A 17,878-nucleotide genomic window follows, 5' to 3' on the forward strand; every position below is an offset into this window, starting at 1 on the left:
CGGTACGACACACCCCCGGACCGGTCCCCGGGGATCAGGGCAGCCGCGACTCCAACGCGTCCAGCGCGGTGGCGACGGTCGGGGCGACCGTGAGCAGCTCCAGGCCGGCGGGCTTGAGGAAGGTCTGGTCGGTGATCGTGGCGAGCCAGTCGAGCAGTGGCCGGTAGAAGCCGTCGGTGTCGACCAGCACCATCGGCTTGGTGTGCATGGCCAGCGTGGCGGTGGTCCAGACCTCGAACAGCTCGTCCAGGGTGCCGAGGCCGCCGGGCAGGGTGAGGAACGCGTCCGACCGGTCAATCATGAGGGTCTTTCGGCTGGCCATGCTGTCGGTGACCAGCAGTTCGTCAGCATCGCGGTCGGAGACCTCCAGGTCGATCAGCGCCTGCGGGATGACCCCGACGGTGCGCCCGCCGGCCGCCCGCGCCCCGTCCGCGAGCGCGCCCATCATCCCGACGCACCCACCGCCGCTGACCAGCGTGTGCCCGCGCCGGGCCAGCTCCGCCCCGGTCTCGGCCGCCAGGTCCAGCCAGCGCTGGTCGAGGGTACGGGAGGACGCGCAGAAGACACAGATCGCCGCCACCGCCTCAGCCCTCCCGGCCGTCGCCGACGTCCCGACCCGTACCGCCGCCCCCGGCACCCTCGGCCCCGGCACCGCCGGCCCCCGTGCCGCCTGATCCGGGGCCGCCTGGTCCCGTGGCGCCTGGTCCCGTGGCGCCTGGTCCCGTGGCGCCGAGACCCGCGCCGGTGGGCCGGTCCGGACCGCCGGTCGGCCCGGCCTCGTCGGCGGCCCGGCGGGCGGCCTGCTGGTCGGCGGCGGTCCGGGCCACCGCCTCCTCGCGGACCGCCTCCTGGTCGGCGGCGAGCGCCGCCTCGGCGGCGACGATGTGCCGTACCGCCGCGTCGACGTCGTCGGTGAGGCAGATCAGCTCCAGGTCCACCGGGCCGATCTTGCCTTCTGCGGCCATGCTGTCCCGCAGCCAGTCGAGCAGCCCCCGCCAGTAGTCGGTGCCCATGAGTACGACCGGGAAGCGCGTCACCTTGCCGGTCTGCACCAGGGTGAGCGCCTCGAACAGCTCGTCCATGGTGCCGAAGCCGCCCGGCAGCACGACGAACGCCTGGGCGTACTTGACGAACATGGTCTTGCGGGCAAAGAAGTAGCGGAAGTCGATGGCCAGGTCGACCCACTCGTTGAGCCCCTGCTCGAAGGGGAGTTCGATGCCCAGTCCGACGGAGAGGCCGCCGGCCTCGCGGGCACCCCGGTTGGCCGCCTCCATCACGCCGGGACCACCGCCGGTGATCACGGCGTAACCGGCGCGGGCGAGGGCGGCACCCAACTCCTCGGCCAACCGGCACTCCGGACTGTCGGGTTTACTACGGGCGGAGCCAAAGACACTCACCGCGGAGGGCAGATCGGCCAGCGTGTCGAAACCCTCGACGAACTCGGAGAGGATCCGCAGCGCCCGCCAGGAGTCCTTGCTCTTCCAGTCGCCACGCCCCCGGGAGTCCAACAACCGCTGGTCAGCGGTGCTGGTGGGGATCGCGCCACGGCGCAGCGTCACCGCTCCCCGGTGCCGCTCCGGATCACGGCCCGACTGCCGCCCGTTGCTCTGACTCATGACAGCCACCGTAGTGGAGGCGCACGTCACGCCGGTGGCGGCCGGCGGGCCGAGGAAAAAATTCGCGATCTTGGGCAACTAATTCTGTCGCCCGTACGTCTTACTATTCACATACCGGGTATGGCCCGACGCGCGCCTTCGGGGGAGGAGCAAGCGTGATCAGCAACAACGAGCGGATGCGTATCCGCCGGCAGATGCAGCGAAGGATCAACGAGGTGGTGGCCGAGCGTCGGCGTGCCCGGCAGCTCGAGGTGCCCACGGAGCCCGCCGCCCAGCCCCTCGACCCCGCCACCGAACCCGACGCCCCGCGCCTCACCCACGCCTGACCCCGAACCATCCCGAAACCCCCTCCGCCGCCCACAGGCTCCAGGGGGTGGGTCAGGCCGGGATGGGTCAGGCCGGGATGGGGTCAGGCCGGGGTGAGCCAGCGGTGGAGGGTGGCGGCGCCGTCGCGGATCTTGGTCAGTTCGACGTGCTCGTCGCGGTGGTGGGCCAGGTTGGGGTCACCCGGGCCGAAGTTCAGCGCCGGGATGCCCATCGCCGCGAAGCGGGCCACGTCGGTCCAGCCCAGCTTGCCGATCGGGGCCGCACCCACCGCCGCCAGGAACTCCTGCGCCACCGGCGCGTCGAGCCCGGGACGCGCACCGGCCGCCGCGTCGGTGACCGTCAGCTCGAAGCCGGCCAGCACCTCCCGCAGGTGCGCCTCGGCCGCCGCCGGGTCACGGTCCGGGGCGTACCGGTAGTTGACCTCGATCTCACAGCGGTCGGGGACGACGTTGCCGGCCACCCCGCCGTGGATCCGTACCGCGTTCAGGCCCTCACGGTAGTCGCAACCGTCGATGGTCACCCGCCGCGCCTGGTAGGTGGAGAGCCGGCGCAGCACCTCGCCCGCGCCGTGGATGGCGTTGACCCCGTGCCAGGACCGGGCCGCGTGGGCGCGTTCCCCGTGGGTGGTGACGACCGCCCGCATGGTGCCCTGGCAACCGGCCTCGACGATGCCGTACGTCGGCTCCAGCAGCACCGCGAAGTCGGCCTGGAGCCATTCCGGGTGCGCCTCGGCGACCAGGGTGAGCCCGTTGTACCGCGACTCGATCTCCTCGGCCTCGTAGAAGAAGTACGTCACGTCGTACCGGGGGTCGGGCAGGGTCACCGCCAGGTGCAGCGCGAAGGCCACCCCGGACTTCATGTCGGAGGTGCCGCAGCCGTACATCAGGTCCCCGCGCATGGTCGACGGGAAGTTGTCGTTGTGCGGCACCGTGTCCAGGTGCCCGGCGAGCACCACCCGGGAGTCCCGGCCGAGGTCCGTACGCGCCATCACCGTGTTGCCGTGCCGGAAGGTGCTCAGGTGCGGTACCCGGCGCAGGACCTCCTCGACGCAGTCGGCGATGGCCTTCTCGTCGAGGGACACGGACTCGATGTCGACCAGGGCACGGGTGAGCGCCACCGGGTCGGCCAGGACCTCGGGGGTCAGCGGGTTCTCCATGGTTCGCACGGTACCGTCCTGAACGGTGGGCACGAGGGGTGAGCCCGCAGCCGCGAACGAGAGGGTAGAACAGTGACGTCCCAATCCGCCTGGGGTATCGGCCTGGCCACCGTGACCGTCGCCGAGCAGGTGCTCGACACCTGGTACCCGACCGGCAAGCTGGGGCTGGGCGAGTTGCCGCTGGTGCCCGGCGAGGACCAGGCCGACGTGCTCGACCTGCCACCGGGCGCGGTCGGCGAGCGGTCCCTGCCCGGCCTGCGTACGGTGCAGGTGGTCACCGTGATCGGCGCGCTGGACGAGCCGATCAAGGACGCCGCCGACGCGTACCTGCGGCTGCACCTGCTCTCCCACCGCCTGGTGCGGCCCAACGAGCTGAACCTCGACGGCATCTTCGGCAAGCTGGCCAACGTGGCCTGGACCTCGGCCGGCCCGTGCCCACCGGAGCGGGTGGACGAACTGCGGGTGATCGAGCGGGCCGCCGGCCGCCACCTGGCGGTGTACGGGGTGGACAAGTTCCCCCGGATGACCGACTACGTGGTCCCCGCCGGGGTGCGGATCGCCGACGCGGACCGGGTCCGGCTCGGCGCCCACCTGGCCACCGGCACCACCGTGATGCACGAGGGCTTCGTCAACTTCAACGCCGGCACGCTGGGCACCTCGATGGTCGAGGGCCGGATCGTGCAGGGCGTGGTGGTCGGCGACGGCTCCGACATCGGCGGCGGCGCGTCGATCATGGGCACCCTGTCCGGCGGCGGCACCGACCGGGTGCGGATCGGCGAGCGGAGCCTGATCGGCGCGAACGCCGGGGTGGGCATCTCGCTCGGCGACGACTGCGTGGTGGAGGCCGGCTGCTACCTGACCGCCGCCTCGAAGATCACCCTGCCGGACGGCCGGGTGGTGAAGGCCCGGGACCTGTCCGGTGTCGACGGGCTGCTGTTCTGGCGCAACTCGGTCAGCGGCGCGCTGGAGGCGAAGCCGCGCACCGGTCGGGGCATCACGCTCAACGCCGCCCTGCACGCCAACGACTGACCGGGGTCGGGGCGGACGCCCCGACCCCGGTCGTCCCGCCGGGGCCGTCACGTGGACGGTCCCGGCGGGGTCGGCTCACGCCAGGCGGTACGCCTGGATGATCCGGGTGCTCGCGGTGTTGCCGTCGGTGTCCCGGGCGGTCGCCCGCAGGGACACGTACCCGGCACCGGCCGGATGGTCGACCAGCGCCACCGTGCCCTGGCCCGGCACCTTCACCACGGTCGCCCGCCGCCAGGTCTTCCCGCCGTCGTACGACACGTCGACGCCGAGCTTCGCCAGCTTGGCGGTGCCGGCGTCGGGCTGCCGCCGCACCTGCACCGGGACGGCGAAGATCCGTCCGGCCGGGGCGGTGTTGCCGGCGGTCAACCGCGGGGTGAACCGGATCTCCGACAGCGGCAGCCGCTTCGGCGTGTCACCGGCCACGTGCCCGGAGCGGAAGGTCCAGCTCGCCTCCACCTCGGTGCCGAGGTCGGTGAGGCTCCGCCCGGCCCCCACGGTCAGCTGGTAGTCGGCGGCCCCCTGCGGCACAGTGAACTCGCCGTACCCCGGGTTGTCGAGCTCCGCCACCAGCTTGCCGTTGCGCCACAGGGCGGTGCGGGCACTGTCGGTCAGCGACCCTCCGGGGTGCCCGGCCGCGTCGCTGTGCAGCGCCACGTTCACCATGATGGTGTCCCCGATCCGGGTGACGCCGTCCTCCGGCCAGCGCGGGGCGGGCAGCGACGGCCCGAGCGGCGCGGCCCCCCAGGTCTCGGTGACCCGGCGGCCGGCCTGGTACTTCGTGGGCGCACCCAGCAGGATCGCCTGGACGTCCAGCCAGCCCGCCTCCGGGTCGCGGACGCCGAAGTCCAGCTCGGACTCCCAGCGCACACCCCTGGTGCTGTAGTGCTCGGTGCGCTGGCCCGGCAGGTCGGTCGGCAGGACGACCGCCCAGCCGCCGAGGTTGTAGCCGTTGTCCGGGAAGACCAACCGTTCGGCGTCCAGCTTCGGGTACGGGTCACGGAACTTGTGCACCACCGTGGCCAGGTCCCGCGGGCGGTAGTCGCGGACGAGTCCGCTGGGCAGCCTGCCCGTGACGGTCTCGGACAGCGCGTACAGGTAGGGGCTGGGTTGGACCTGCCGGTCGATCCACTGGCTGTTGAAGACGGCGACGAACTCGTCGGTCGACACCGCCGGGCCGAGTTGCCCGGTGGACAGCCCGTCGAAGGTGTCGAAGGAGACGATGCCGAAGCCGTAGACGCCGTCGTCGGGCAGCAGGTAGTTGGCGCTGATGTCGACCAGGGCGACCCTGGCGTCGGCCTGCGGGACGGTCATCCGTACCGGCTTGGCCTTCCGCAGGTCGATGGTGACCGCCGTGTCGCCGTCGACCACCAGTTCCGGCTGGGCGAGCATGCCCAGTCCGCTCGTCTCCTCGTCCGGTCCCGGCTCGAAGAAGACGCTGCTCAGGCCGTACCTGCCCTTGGGGAGCCGGAGTTCGGCGACCCCGTCGGCCTCGAACACGTCGCGGATGTCGCCGTCGGCGAGGTCGACCAGGGTGGTGCCGTAGTCACTGCCCGGCCTGCCGCTGCGGTCGAGGTGGGTGAGCGTGACGGTGTAGCTCTCCACCTCCCGGTGCACGGCCAGCGGGGTCACCGCGACGGTGCCGCCGGAGCGGGCCACCACCCGGCCGGTCCAGTAGCCGTCGACGCCGAGCCGGGTGTTCGCGGTGACGGTGGTCTCGGCCCGGCCGCCGGCCGGGACGGTGATCCGGTCGACGCCGAGGGTGAACATGCCGGCCGGTGCGGCCTTCCCGCCCGGTCCCTTCACCTCGACGGTCAGGTCGAGGGTGAGCGGCGTGGTGCCGCCGTTATGCCAGGCGACGGTCCGGGTGATCGGGGCGTCGTCGCCGTGCGGCCACAGTGCCCGGCCGAACGAGAGGCTGACCGGGTCGGTGGTGACCTGCTGGGTGACCGCCCGGGTCAGGTCCACCCGGCCGGCGCCCTGCTCGTACGCGGTCTGCGTGGGGTGCGGCCTGGCGGCGGCCATCAGGGTCGCCTTGAGCTGCCCGGCCTTCCAGCCGGGGTGCTGCTGGGCCAGCAACGCCACCGAGCCGGCGACGTGCGGGGTGGCCATCGAGGTGCCGGAGAGCGCGACGTACGCCGTCCCCACCGGGTCGCCGATCTGGCCGTCGGCGGAGCGGGCGGCCACGATGTCGACGCCGGGGGCGGTGATGTCGGGCTTGAGGGCGTCGTCGCCGACGCGGGGGCCCCGGCTGGAGAAGTCGGCGAGTTCGTCGTCCCGGTCGACCGCGCCGACGGTGAGTGCGGCGTCGGCGCTGCCCGGTGAGCCGACCGAGCCGTCCCGGCCGTCGTTGCCGGCGGCGATGACGAAGAGGCTGCCGGTCTGGGCGGTCAGCGTCTGGACGGCCTCCTCCAGCGGGTCGACCTCGGGGGTGTCCCCGCCGCCGAGGCTCATGTTGACCACGGTGGCCCTCTTGTCGACGGTGGCCCACTGCATGCCGGCCAGGATCGCCGACTCGGCGCAGCCGAACTCCTCGCAGACCTTGCCGTCGAGCAGCTTCGCGTCCGGCGCGACGCCCCGGTACTTCCCGCCGGAGGCGGCGCCGCTGCCGGCGATGGTGGACGCGACGTGGGTGCCGTGCCCGACGGTGTCCTTCTGGTCCGGCGTCTCGCTGAAGTTGCGCGCCTCGGTCACCTTGCCGGCCAGGTCGGGGTGGGTGGCGTCGACCCCGGTGTCCAGCACCGCGACGGTCACCCCCTTGCCGGTCCAGCCGGCCGCCCAGGCGGTGGGTGCGCCGATCTGGGGCACGCTGTGGTCGAGCGAGACGGCACGGCGGCCGTCCAGCCAGATCCGCTCGACGCCCCCTGCCGCGTCGAGTCGGGCACCGCCGGCACCGCCGGTGAGCGTCGACCAGACCGTGCCGGTCGAGGACTTGCCGGCGGTCAGGGCCGCGCCCCCGATGGCCGGCAGGTCGCGGGTCACCCGGGTGCCGGGCAACGCGGTCGTGGCCCGCCGGGCCTGCCCCTCGCGGTACGACACCAGCAGCGGCAGGTTGTCGCGGTGGGCGTCGTCGTAGCGGGCGGCGATCAGGCCGGTGACGTCGAACAGTCGCCGGTCGACCTGCCCCGAGCGCAGCAGCGGCACCGCGTCGCGGGGCACCACGGAGAGGTGGCCGTGTTCCCGGCGGACCAGGAACTGCTGGTGTTCCCGGCCGGCGCCGGGGCGGACGGCGGCCCCGCCGGCGCGGGTGACGGTGACCTGGTCGCCGGTGATCAGGGTGACCGTGGTGGAGCCGACGGCCGGCGTGGCCGGCCGGGGCGTGGACGGCGTGCCGGGCGCGGCGGCCGCGTTCGTCGCCGGCAGGCCGAGCGCCAGGGCGAGCACCAGGCCCCCGGTGGCGGCTCTTCTGGTTCTGTGCAACGGATCCCTCCTTCTGGGACGTCTCCATGACAAGAGTCATATCGACGCCCTAGAATTACATACTCGGTATGCAAAAAGAAGTCCGGATGATGACCTTCCGACCACATTGTCGAGACACCACCCCGTCGGCACCGCATCGGACCCACCGATCGGCGACGATCAGCAGGTGACGTCCATGAAGGAACGCATGCTCGCCGGTGAGCCGTACCGCGCCGACGACCCCGAGCTCATCGCCGACCTGATCCGCGCCGCCCGGCTCACCGAACGCTTCAACCGCAGCAGCCCCGACGACCCCGACGGTCGACTCGCCACCCTGCGCGAACTGCTCGGCACCGTCGGCGAAGGTGCCCGGGTCCGCCCGCCACTGCACTGCGACTACGGCTGGCAGGTCCATCTCGGCGCACGCAGCTTCGTCAACGTCAACGCCGTCCTGCTCGACGTCGCACGGATCACCATCGGCGCGGACGTCCAGATCGGACCCAACGTGCAACTGCTCGCCGCCACCCACCCCGTCGAGCCGGAACCCCGCCGGGCCGGGTGGGAGGCGGCCCGACCGATCACCATCGGCGACAACGTCTGGCTCGGCGGCGGGGTGATCGTTCTCGCCGGGGTGACCGTCGGCGAGAACACCGTGGTCGGGGCGGGCGCGGTGGTCACCCGCGACCTACCGCCCAACGTGGTCGCCGTGGGTAACCCCGCCCGGGTGATCCGAACCCTCGAATAAGGTCTTGAGCTGCGAAAACGATACCGAAATCGGTGGGCGAACCGAGAATTTCGATGCACTCTGGGTAGTGAACACGTCACCAGGGAGCACCGATGGCCGAGCGGGTACTCGAACTTCGGGTGCACGGCGTGTCCAACACCCCGCCCGACCAGATCCTCGGGCTGCCCGCCGACCCCACCGACGCCGGCCCGCCGCCCCGGCGGGTCTCCGGCGGTGACGTCACCGGCTTCTACCGCGCCGCCACGTCCACCCCGGACGACCCGGTCGTGGTGGAGGCGTACAGCTGGGGGCAGTTGACGTCGGGGGCGCGGACCGCGCGCGACGTCGAGCGGGCGCTGTGGACGTTCCTGCTGCCGTTCACCCTGGCCAACGTCGCCCTGCACGCCCGCCCCGGCATTCCGTCCGACCCGGACACCGAACGCTGGGGCAGCCGCTCCGGTATCACCGCCTGGCTGATCCGGCTGTTCTGCCTCAGCCTCACCGGCACCCTGGTGATCGCCGCCACCGGCATCGGCGTCGACCTGATCGCCTGGCAGTGCGTCGACCAGGCGTGCCTGCGGCAACTGCCCGGCCCCTGGGAGTTCCTCGGCCAGGGCTGGTGGCACACCGACGCCCGCGCCCTCGCCGTCGGCCTGCTGCTGCCGCTGGCCGTCCTGCTGGTGCTCGGCGTCGTCGCCTGGCGCACCTACCAGTACGAGGCGGAGATGCCCGCCGAACCCCGCCCGCCCCACCCGGTGCCGGACGACGGGGAACACCCCGCCGGGGCGACGCCCCTGGCGAACCCGCTCCAGGACCCCACCTTCTGGTGCGGGGAGGGCCAGCTGCGCCGCGCCGCCGTCCTGCACCTGTGCGTCGGCGTGGTGCTCGCCGCCGTGGTGCCCGTCGGCGCGGTCCTGGTGATGGACCCGCCCCGGGGGGTCCGGGCCGTGGTCGCCGCCCCCACCGTCGTGGCCCTGGTCGCGGTCGTGGCGATCGCGGTGGTCGCGGTGGGACGACCCTGGCTGACCCGGCGCAGCGGCGCCACCCCGCTCGGCCGGTGGAGCCTCGCCGTCGGGGTGCTCACCGGCCTCGCGCTGGCCGGCACCTTCACCCTCCTGCTGCTGCCGGACGGCCCCGCCGGCCCCCCGTTGGCGCAGTTCCGCCCACCGGCCGGCTGCGCCCTGGACCCGGCCCCCGCCGGCTGCCTCACCGACCACTCCCTGCCCGGGTACGACGGCATCGTCGCCTGGCTCGCCACCTACCAGGTGCTGCTGCTGATCGCCATCGGCGCGGTCGCCCGCTCGGGCCGCCGCGCCCTGCTCGCCCCCGGCACCGCCGGCGTGCTGCTCCCCCTCGGGATGGCCTGGCTCGACGGCCGGCTGCCCGGCCTCCCCGCCGCCCCCGACGAGCTGCCGATCTGGCTGCTCGCCGCGCCGGCCATCGCGCTCGCCGCCACCGGCCTGCTGCTGCCCCGCACCGACGTCGCCGCCGACCGGCGACCGTCCGCCGGGCACACCGGGGTGGCCTGGGGCGGCCGGGGGGCCGCGGTGATCGCCGGCTTCGGTTGGATGATGGCCATCGCCTACTGCGCCGGCCTGCACTACTGGATCACCGACCGGCTCAACGGCCCCTCCTCACCCAGCGGCTTCTCGCCGATCGTGCCGCCGCTGCCGGCGCTCTGGGCCGGGCTGGCCTGCACCGTCGCCACGGCCGCCCTGATCGGCACGCTGATCCACGCCGGGGTGCTCCTGCACCGGCTGCGCCGTGTCGAGTACGCCCGCCTCACCACCGGCGGGCAGGCCGTCTCCGCGCACGACCTGCGGCGCTGCCGGGACGTCAGCACCTACCGCGCGCTGCACCGCCTGGTCGGCGAGCACGCGGTACGGCTGACCGGCTGCTACGCCACCGTCTCGGCGGTGCTGGTCGCCCTCTCCTGCGTGGCCATGCTCACCCGTACCCGCCCCGCGCCGGCCGGGGCGTCGGGCTGGGCGGGCCTGGTGCACGCCGCCGCCGACCTCGGCGACACCATGCTGGGCTGGCTCCCCCTGGTGGTCGCCGGCCTGGGCATGCTCGTCTACCGCAACGACACCGTCCGGCGCAGCGTCGGGGTGCTCTGGGACATCGGCACGTTCTGGCCCCGCGCCGCCCATCCGCTCGCCCCGCCCAGCTACGCGGAACGGGCCGTCCCCGAACTACAGACCCGGGTCGCCGGAATCCTCGCGCTGGCCGAGCCCGACCCCCGCAGGATGGACGGGGTGATCCTCTCCGGGCACAGCCAGGGCACCGTGCTCTGCGCGGCGATGCTGCTCCAACTGCCCACCCGGTGGCGGCGGCGGATCTGGTTCCTGTCCTACGGCTGCCAGCTCACCCGGCTCTACGGACGGATCTTCCCGGCCTACTTCGGGCCGGACCGGCTCCGGGTGCTCGCCGACTCCCTGACCTGGCCCTCCGGCTACGTTGCGTGGACCAACTTCTGGCGCGGCACCGACCCGCTCGGCTGGCCGGTCGACGCCGGGGAACGGGACGTGCCGGTGAGCGACCCGGAGGCGCTGCACCCCAGCGGGGGCGAGGTCGCCGACCCACCGATCCGCAACCACAGCGGCTACCCGGAGGCGCTGGAGTTCCACCGGGAACGGACCCTGGTGGCCCGGCTGCTACGGCGTACCGTCCCGTCACCCCGGGTCGGTTGACCGGACCACCAGGTCGGCCCGGCCGGCGGTGCCCGCCACCAGAGCGGCGTTCGCCTCGTCGCTGCCGCACGCCCAGGCCTGCGCCGCCTCCGGCGACCGCCCGTACGCGACGTGCCGCGCCACCAACCGGCGCAGCCGCAGCCCGGCGTCCAGGTCGAGGAACCACGCCTCGTGCAACAGCGACCGCACCTCGTCCCAGGGCGGATCGTCGAGCAGCAGGTAGTTGCCCTCGGTCACCACCAGCCGGACCGAGGGCGGCACCTCCACCGCCCCGGCCACCGGCTCCTCCAGGTCACGGCGGAACAGCGGTGCGTACACGGCGGTCGGCTCCAACCGGCGCAACCGGCGCAGCAACGACACGTACCCGTTGGCGTCGAAGGTGTCCACCGCGCCCTTGCGGTCGGCCCGGCCCAGCCGGACCAGCTCCGCCTGGGCGAGATGGAAGCCGTCCATCGGCACCAGCCGGGCGGTCGGGCCGACCGCCGCGACGATCCGCTCGGCCAGGGTGGACTTGCCCGCGCCGGGTGCCCCGGCGATCCCCAGCAACTGCCGGGGGCCGGCGTCGGCCAGCGACCGGGCTCGGGCCACCAGGTCGTCGACGGAGAACGGACGCGCCCCGGGCATCAGTCCAGGACCGGCTCGCTGATGGTGAACCGGGCCCGTACCACCGCGTGCACCGGCTGCGGACGGGGGTCGAGTTCCAGTTCCGGCGAGCCGGCCAGCCGGTCCTGGCGGGCGTACATCGCCCCGCCCCCGCCGAAGCCCTCGTCGGTGTCGGCCAGCTCCACCAGCGCGGTCACCCGGGCCCCGAGCGCCTCGGCGTACTCCCGTGCCCGGCGCAGCGCGTCGGTGATCGCCGCGTGCCGGGCGTCGCGGTGGACCGGGCTGTCCGGACGCAGCGACCACCAGGGACCGGCGACCTCGACCTGGTCCAGCTCGGCCAGGCGCAGCATCAGCTCGGCGAGGGAACCGAAGTCGGTGACGGTGACCGTGGTCGAGACACTGCCCAGGTAGCCGACGACCCGCTCGCCGGACCTGTTCGTCTCGGGGCGTACCCGCAGCTCCCCGGCCTCCCGGCGGTCCACCGCCGGCTCGTGCTCGTCGAGCAGCACCCGGACGGCGGCGGCCCGTTCGGCGAGCCGGGTCAGGGCGACCTGACGGTCCCGTTCCCGGGCCGTCGCGGTCACCTCGAACCGGGCCAGCTCGGGTGCCACCTCCCGGTACGCCTCACCGCGCACCGCCACCACCGGTCCGTCCGCCACGCACCCACCCTAACGGCGCGACCGGGCCGCCGCCGGCTTCCGCACGGTCACGCCGGGGCGTCGGCGGGCCGCAGGCCGGTGTACGTGACCAGCCCTCCCGCCACCGTGCACCCGGTGAGGTGCCCGCCCGACTCGCCGACCGACCGCACGAACGCCAGCTCGTCGGCCGGGTCGCCGTCCAGCGCGAACTGCCGGCGTACGGGTGGCGCGTGTCCCGGCCGGGCCCGGCGTACCGTGGCGGCCCGCTCGTACCGGTCCACCAGGGTGGGCAGGTCGTCGGCGCGGACCGCCTCGGCCAGCCCGTCGAGCGCGGCCCGCACCTCGGCCAGTTGCCGGAGCACCTGTTCCCGGTTGGCCAGCAGCATGTCGGCGGTTCGCCGGGCCGGGGTCGTGGCGACCCGGGTGCCGTCGCGGAAACTCCCCGCCGCCAGCCGGACCACCGCGTCACGCACCGCCGAGTCGGCGGCGGCCCCGGCCAGGCTGCCGGCCAGCAGGTGCGGCACGTGCGAGGAGAGCGCGACCACGGAGTCGTGCACCCCCGGCGACATCGGTACGGCATGCGCGTGGAAGACGTCGACGACCAGCCCCACCAGCGACCGGAACGGCCCCAGCCCGTCGACGCTCGGGCAGAGCACCCAGGCCGCGTCGACGAAGAGCCCGGCCAGCGCGGCGGTGAGCCCGGCCCGCTCCGCGCCGGCCATCGGGTGGCCGGGGACGAACCGACCGGTCAACCCGTGCGCCCCGGCGAACTCGGCGACCGCCGCCTTGGTGCTGCCCACGTCGGTGACGACACACCGGTCGTCGGTCAGCCCGGCCACGGTGAGCAGGGTCTCCGGCAGACTCGGCAACGGGCCGCCGAGGAACACCACGTCCCGCTCCCGGACCGCCTCGGCCAGGTCGTCGGGGAAGGTCAGCCCCCGCCCACGGCCCGCGGCCCGGGTCGCCGGATCCGGATCCCAGCCGACCACCCGGACGCCGGCCTCGTGCAGCCGCAGCAGGATCGACCCGCCGATCAGGCCGGTGCCCACCACGGCGGCCCGGAGCCGGCCCACCTCGCCCCCCACCGCAGCCGCCCTACGGCTGGGCGAGCCGCTGCGCGACCGCCGCGACGTGCGCGTCGGAGCCGGTCAGCGCCACCCGCACGTGCCGCTGCCCGGCCGGGCCGTAGAAGGCCCCGGCGGCGACCAGGACGCCCCGCCGGGCCAACCAGTCGACGGTGCGCCAGCAGTCCTCGTCGCGGGTGAGCCAGAGGTAGAGGCCCGCCTCGGAGTGGTCCAACCGGAACCCCGCCCCGGTGAACGCGGCGAGCAGCGTACCCCGCCGTGCCCGGTAGCGTTCCCGCTGCTCGTCGGCGTGCGTCTGGTCACCGAGCGCGGCCACCATCGCGGCCTGCACCGGGGCCGGGACGATCATGCCCGCGTGCTTGCGGACCTTCAGCAGCTCGGCGACCAGCGCCGGATCCCCGGCGACGAACCCGGCCCGGTAGCCGGCCAGGTTGGACCGCTTGGACAGCGAGTGCACCGCCAGCACCGCCTCGTACGACCCGCCGCAGACCTCCGGCGCGAGCACCGACACCGGCGCGGCGTCGGCCGTCCAGCCCAGCGGCAGGTAGCACTCGTCGCTGGCCACCACGGCACCGCGCTCCCGGGCCCAGTCGACCACCTTACGCAGGTGGGCGGCGGGCAGCACCCGACCGGTCGGGTTGCCGGGCGAGTTGACCCAGACCAGGCGCACCCGGGAGGTGGGGCCGACCGCGGTCAGCGAGTCGGCGCGGACGACGGTGGCACCGGCCAGCGCGGCCCCGTCGGCATATGTCGGATAGGCGATCGAGGGCACCACGACCACGTCGCCGGGGCCGATCCCGAGCAGGGTGGGCAGCCAGGCGACCAGCTCCTTGGAACCGATCGTCGGCAGCACCGCGAGCCCGTCGACGCCGGCACCGCAGGCCCGGCCCACCCAGCCGGTGATGGCGGCCCGCAGCGCCGGGCTGCCCGCCGTCAGCGGGTAGCCCGGCGCGTCGGACGCGTCCGCCAGCGCCTGCCGGATCACCGGCGGCACCGGATCGACCGGCGTGCCCATGGAGAGGTTGATCAGGCCGTCCGGGTGCGCCGCGGCCAGGGTGGCCGCGGCGTCCAGGGCGTCCCAGGTGAATTCGGGCAGCCGGGCCGACACCGCGGCGGAACCGACCGGCGGCTCCGGCCCGGACCCGACCGCCGGCCCCGGCGCCACCGGCCGGTTCAGCTGCCCTCGCCGCGCGGCGGTTGGCCGACGACGAAGGTGGCGTCCTTGTCCACCTTGCCGATCTTCGACGCACCGCCCGGCGAGCCCAGGTCCTCGAAGAACTCGTAGTTGGCCCCGGTGTAGTCCTTCCACTGCTCCGGGACGTCGTCCTCGTAGAAGATGGCCTCCACCGGGCAGACCGGCTCACAGGCACCACAGTCGACGCACTCGTCGGGGTGGATGTAGAGCATCCGGTTGCCCTCGTAAATGCAGTCGACCGGGCATTCCTCGATGCATGCCTTGTCGAGCACATCCACGCACGGCTCGGCGATGATGTAGGTCACCGGTCTTCTCCTCCGCAAGACTCGTCGCGATCACCCGCGACGCTAAGAGCCTAGTATCTCGCCGGGGAGGAGGTCGATCGTGCTCAGACAGCAGGATGTGGGACACCGGATCGTGGTTCGCCGCATTGTGGGGATTCGTGAGGGCCGGCCCCTCTTCTCGGACGCCCTCGGCGAGCTGGTCGAGCTGAGCGAGACCCATCTCACCATCGCCACCGCCCAGGGTCGGGTCCGGGTACCGGTTACCGAGGTGCACCGGGCCAAACGGGTGCCCCCCACCCGGCGGCCCACCGCCACCGCCGTGGTCGAGCTGGAACTGGCGGCCGACGAGGCGTGGCCCGCGCCGGTACGCGGTCGGCTCGGCGACTGGCTGCTGCGCTCCGCCGACGGCTGGACCGGGCGGGCCAACTCGGCGCTGCCGGTCGGCGACCCGGACCGCCCGCTGCCGGCGGCCGTGGACGCGATCGAACGCTGGTACACCGAGCGCGGCCAGCCCGCCATCGTCAACACGCCGTTGCCGCTGGCCGTCCCGGTCGGCGTCGAACTCGACGCCCGGGGCTGGACGGCCCGGCCGCTGACCCTGGTCCAGACCGTCCCGCTGACCACCCTGCGGCCGCCGGAACCCGCCCCGGCCGACGGCCCGCCGGTCACCCTGGCCGACGCGCCGTCCGAGGAGTGGCTCGCGGTCGCCGCCGGCCGCAAGGGTGGCCTGCCGGCCGCCGCCCGGCACGTCCTCACCGCCGTGGACCGGGTCCGCTTCGCCCAGGTGTACGCCGACGGCACGCTGGTCGCCATGGCCCGGGGCACGGTCACCGGGCAGGGCCGCTGGCTGGGGCTCAGCCTGATCGAGGTGGCCCCGCAGGTCCGGCGGCAGGGGCTGGCCACCCGGGTGGTCCGGGAGCTGGCCGGCTGGGGCGTGGTCGAGGGCGCCACCCACGCCTTCCTCCAGGTGGAACAGCGCAACACCGAGGCGGTGTCGCTCTACCGCAGGCTCGGCTTCACCACCCACCACACCTACCTGACCCGGGTCGCCCCGTCGGGCTGACCCGGAACGGTCACGGGGTCAGCGGCGGACGACCCGGCGCGGCCTGGTCGCGTTGCGCTCGGCGTACCGCTGGAGCTGCCGGGAGCGGTGGTCCCGGCCGAGCGCGATGAGCACCAGGTAGCCGATCGCCACGCCCGCACCCGCGGCGGCGAGGTAGAGCCAGATCTGGGCGAAGAAGAGCCCCGCGCCCCCGCCGAACGGGTCGTCGCCGACCAGCAGCGGCCCGACCAGCACGGTCAGCAGCAACGCCACGGCCACCGCGGCGGCGACGTCGGCCCCCCAGCGCGCCGCCGGGACGACCCGGCCCCAGGCGAACACCACCGCCGCCAGCACCAGCCCGACCACCACGAACATGCCCAGGGAGGCCCGGTCGGCGGCGGCGTCGTCGCCGTCGAAGCCGAGCTTGATGATCAGCCGGGCCACCACGTTGACCGCGAACAGGGCCGCCGCGAGCACCCCGACCGCCCGCCACCGCTGCGTCATCACACGCCTCCCGCCGTACCGCCCGCCCGGTCGGCGGGTCTCCTGGCAGGAATATCTACCACCGCCGGCCGGTTGTCGTCATCACCCGTCGTGCCGGCGCGGCTGCGGGCTGAGGATCTGCCGGAACGCCATCACCGCGAAGGTCATCGCCCCGGTGGTGATCATCGCCAGCCCGACCCAGTTCTCCCCGGCGACCAGCAGGTCACCCTCGTCGGTGCGGACCGCCGCCACCGCCATCAGCACGAACCACGGCAGCGCCGGCAACGCCACCGCCCACCTGCGGCCGACCGTGGTGTACGCGAACCAGCTCACCGCTACCGCCCCCGCGATGGTGACCACCACCGACACCCCGATCAGCTGACCGCCGACCCGCACGGTGGACAGCAGCAGGGCGATCAGGGCGGTGAGCACCCCGCCGGCCACCGCCACCAGCCCACCGACGACCCGCAGCACGACGTCGAGCAGCCGGAGGCCCCGGCCGGGTGGTCGGGCCTCGGCGGCGGGCTCCTCCTCGACGACCGGCACCGGCGTGGCGGGCAGGGTCACCGGAGCCCGACCGTCGCGCCGGCCCGCGCCGGCCCGCCCCCGGCCCGCTCCGGCCCGCCCCCGGCCGGCGGCGGGTCGGCCAGATCGTGTCCGGGTTGTTCCGGCAGGTCGTGACCGGGTTGTTCCGGCAGTCGGACGGCCCACTGCGGGGCGGTCACGTCGATGCCGGCGAAGAGGTCGCTCTCCCAGCCGTTCGGGCCGCCACCCGGCCCCCGGTCCCCCACCGCCAGGGTGAAGTACTCCACCCCCATGAACTCCGCGCCGAAGTTCCCGGCGATCGCGTACAGCCACGAGTTGGCCGGGATCTGGGTGGCATGTGCCCGCATCGCCGCCTCCTTGGCGGCATGCTGGTCGGTGCCGTCGATCCGGGCCGCGATCTGCTCGTCCGGGGTGCCGAAGGGCAGGTCGTCGATACTGTCGATACCGTCGAACGGGTTGTCCGACGACTCGGTGAAGTGGCTCATCCCGGCCTCCATGACGGTACGTGGCAGCGCCGTCCAGTAGACCTTGGCCGGGGCGATGCCCTCCGCGGCGGCCAACTCGTGCGCCCGCATCGCCACCCGGTGCGCCTGGATGTGGTCCGGGTGCCCGTAGAAGCCGTTCGGGTCGTACGTGACCATGACCTGCGGCCGGACCTCCCGGATGACCTCCAGGAGCTGCCCGGCGGCCTCGTCGAGGTCGGCGGCCCAGAACGCCCGCGGGTGCTCGTTGGTGGGCATGCCCATCATCCCCGAGTCCCGGTAGCGGCCCGCGCCGCCGAGGAAGCGGTGGTCGGTGACGCCGAGCGCGGCACAGGCGGCCGTCAGCTCCCCGATCCGGAACCCGCCGAGCTGGTCGGCCTCGGCGGCGGCGAGCTGCGCCAGCGCCGGCACGTGGATCTCGCCCTCCTCGCCGAGAGTGCAGGTCACCAGCGTGACGTGGGCACCGGCGGCGGCGTAGTGCGCCATCGTCGACCCGGTGCCGATGGACTCGTCGTCGGGATGCGCGTGGACCAGCAACAGGCGTCGGTCGGGCAGCGTCGTCACGACCGTCACTCTAACCGG

16 protein-coding genes and 1 pseudogene are annotated in these 17,878 nt (G+C 74.0%); 5 read left to right on the forward strand and 12 right to left on the reverse strand.

The window, feature by feature from the left end; genetic code table 11:
- Positions 1–34: 34 nt before the first annotated feature.
- The gene (locus O7612_RS25505) at positions 35–580 is read right to left on the reverse strand and encodes a TIGR00730 family Rossman fold protein (protein ID WP_282268000.1); all 546 of its coding nucleotides are present in this window, start codon (positions 578–580) and stop codon (positions 35–37) included.
- 190 nt (positions 581–770) lie between these two features.
- Positions 771–1,616, reverse strand: a pseudogene (locus tag O7612_RS25510) (TIGR00730 family Rossman fold protein); the annotation flags it as partial.
- Between the two features lie 155 nt (positions 1,617–1,771).
- Between O7612_RS25510 and O7612_RS25515 the strand changes: the two are divergent.
- A complete protein-coding gene (locus tag O7612_RS25515) occupies positions 1,772–1,942 on the forward strand; it encodes a hypothetical protein (protein WP_282268001.1) in 171 nt (56 codons plus the stop codon).
- Positions 1,943–2,025: 83 nt separating this feature from the next.
- On the opposite strand, the gene dapE is transcribed toward O7612_RS25515, so the two are convergent.
- Positions 2,026–3,099, reverse strand: coding sequence for a succinyl-diaminopimelate desuccinylase (gene dapE, locus O7612_RS25520; RefSeq protein ID WP_282268002.1), 1,074 nt, complete (start codon positions 3,097–3,099; stop codon positions 2,026–2,028).
- Positions 3,100–3,171: 72 nt separating this feature from the next.
- Between dapE and dapD the strand changes: the two genes are divergently transcribed.
- The gene (gene dapD / locus O7612_RS25525; protein WP_282268003.1) at positions 3,172–4,128 is read left to right on the forward strand and encodes a 2,3,4,5-tetrahydropyridine-2,6-dicarboxylate N-succinyltransferase; all 957 of its coding nucleotides are present in this window, start codon (positions 3,172–3,174) and stop codon (positions 4,126–4,128) included.
- 75 nt (positions 4,129–4,203) lie between these two features.
- On the opposite strand, the gene O7612_RS25530 is transcribed toward dapD, so the two are convergent.
- Positions 4,204–7,545: a S8 family serine peptidase gene (locus O7612_RS25530; protein ID WP_282268004.1), complete on the reverse strand. Its 3,342-nt coding sequence runs from the start codon at positions 7,543–7,545 to the stop codon at positions 4,204–4,206.
- Positions 7,546–7,720: 175 nt separating this feature from the next.
- On the opposite strand from O7612_RS25530, the gene O7612_RS25535 reads away from it, so the two are divergent.
- Positions 7,721–8,269: a sugar O-acetyltransferase gene (locus O7612_RS25535; protein WP_282268005.1), complete on the forward strand. Its 549-nt coding sequence runs from the start codon at positions 7,721–7,723 to the stop codon at positions 8,267–8,269.
- A gap of 92 nt (positions 8,270–8,361) precedes the next feature.
- Complete coding sequence (locus O7612_RS25540; RefSeq protein WP_282268006.1) at positions 8,362–10,938, forward strand: hypothetical protein; 2,577 nt, start codon at positions 8,362–8,364, stop codon at positions 10,936–10,938.
- Here the strand turns inward: O7612_RS25540 and O7612_RS25545 are convergent.
- From O7612_RS25545 to fdxA, 5 genes are all read right to left on the reverse strand, one after another.
- The gene (locus tag O7612_RS25545) at positions 10,921–11,562 is read right to left on the reverse strand and encodes a nucleoside/nucleotide kinase family protein (RefSeq protein WP_282268007.1); all 642 of its coding nucleotides are present in this window, start codon (positions 11,560–11,562) and stop codon (positions 10,921–10,923) included. The two genes, O7612_RS25540 and O7612_RS25545, sit on opposite strands and share 18 nt — an antisense overlap.
- Positions 11,562–12,200 carry an SIMPL domain-containing protein gene (locus O7612_RS25550; protein WP_282268008.1) on the reverse strand — a complete coding sequence of 213 codons (639 nt, stop codon included), beginning with the start codon at positions 12,198–12,200 and terminating at the stop codon, positions 11,562–11,564. The genes O7612_RS25545 and O7612_RS25550 overlap by 1 nt, the downstream gene beginning before the upstream one ends.
- Before the next feature lie 47 nt (positions 12,201–12,247).
- Positions 12,248–13,264 (reverse strand): prephenate dehydrogenase/arogenate dehydrogenase family protein, encoded by a 1,017-nt coding sequence (locus tag O7612_RS25555; protein ID WP_282268009.1) that lies wholly within the window; start codon positions 13,262–13,264, stop codon positions 12,248–12,250.
- Between the two features lie 10 nt (positions 13,265–13,274).
- Positions 13,275–14,372 (reverse strand): succinyldiaminopimelate transaminase, encoded by a 1,098-nt coding sequence (gene dapC, locus O7612_RS25560; protein ID WP_282268011.1) that lies wholly within the window; start codon positions 14,370–14,372, stop codon positions 13,275–13,277.
- Positions 14,373–14,437: 65 nt separating this feature from the next.
- Positions 14,438–14,764: a ferredoxin gene (fdxA, locus tag O7612_RS25565; RefSeq protein WP_282268012.1), complete on the reverse strand. Its 327-nt coding sequence runs from the start codon at positions 14,762–14,764 to the stop codon at positions 14,438–14,440.
- 79 nt (positions 14,765–14,843) lie between these two features.
- Between fdxA and O7612_RS25570 the strand changes: the two genes are divergently transcribed.
- Positions 14,844–15,806: a GNAT family N-acetyltransferase gene (locus tag O7612_RS25570; RefSeq protein ID WP_282268013.1), complete on the forward strand. Its 963-nt coding sequence runs from the start codon at positions 14,844–14,846 to the stop codon at positions 15,804–15,806.
- An 18-nt stretch (positions 15,807–15,824) separates the two neighbouring features.
- Here the strand turns inward: O7612_RS25570 and O7612_RS25575 are convergent, their stop codons facing one another.
- The 3 genes from O7612_RS25575 to mshB form a co-directional block, all read right to left on the reverse strand.
- Positions 15,825–16,289: a hypothetical protein gene (locus tag O7612_RS25575; protein ID WP_282268014.1), complete on the reverse strand. Its 465-nt coding sequence runs from the start codon at positions 16,287–16,289 to the stop codon at positions 15,825–15,827.
- An 81-nt stretch (positions 16,290–16,370) separates the two neighbouring features.
- Positions 16,371–16,829, reverse strand: a complete 459-nt coding sequence (locus O7612_RS25580) for a hypothetical protein (protein WP_282274054.1) — start codon at positions 16,827–16,829, stop codon at positions 16,371–16,373.
- Between the two features lie 2 nt (positions 16,830–16,831).
- Complete coding sequence (gene mshB / locus O7612_RS25585; protein ID WP_282268015.1) at positions 16,832–17,869, reverse strand: N-acetyl-1-D-myo-inositol-2-amino-2-deoxy-alpha-D-glucopyranoside deacetylase; 1,038 nt, start codon at positions 17,867–17,869, stop codon at positions 16,832–16,834.
- Positions 17,870–17,878: the final 9 nt, after the last annotated feature.

This window comes from Micromonospora sp. WMMD987 (genome assembly GCF_029581435.1).
GTDB classification, from domain to species: domain Bacteria; phylum Actinomycetota; class Actinomycetes; order Mycobacteriales; family Micromonosporaceae; genus Micromonospora; species Micromonospora rifamycinica.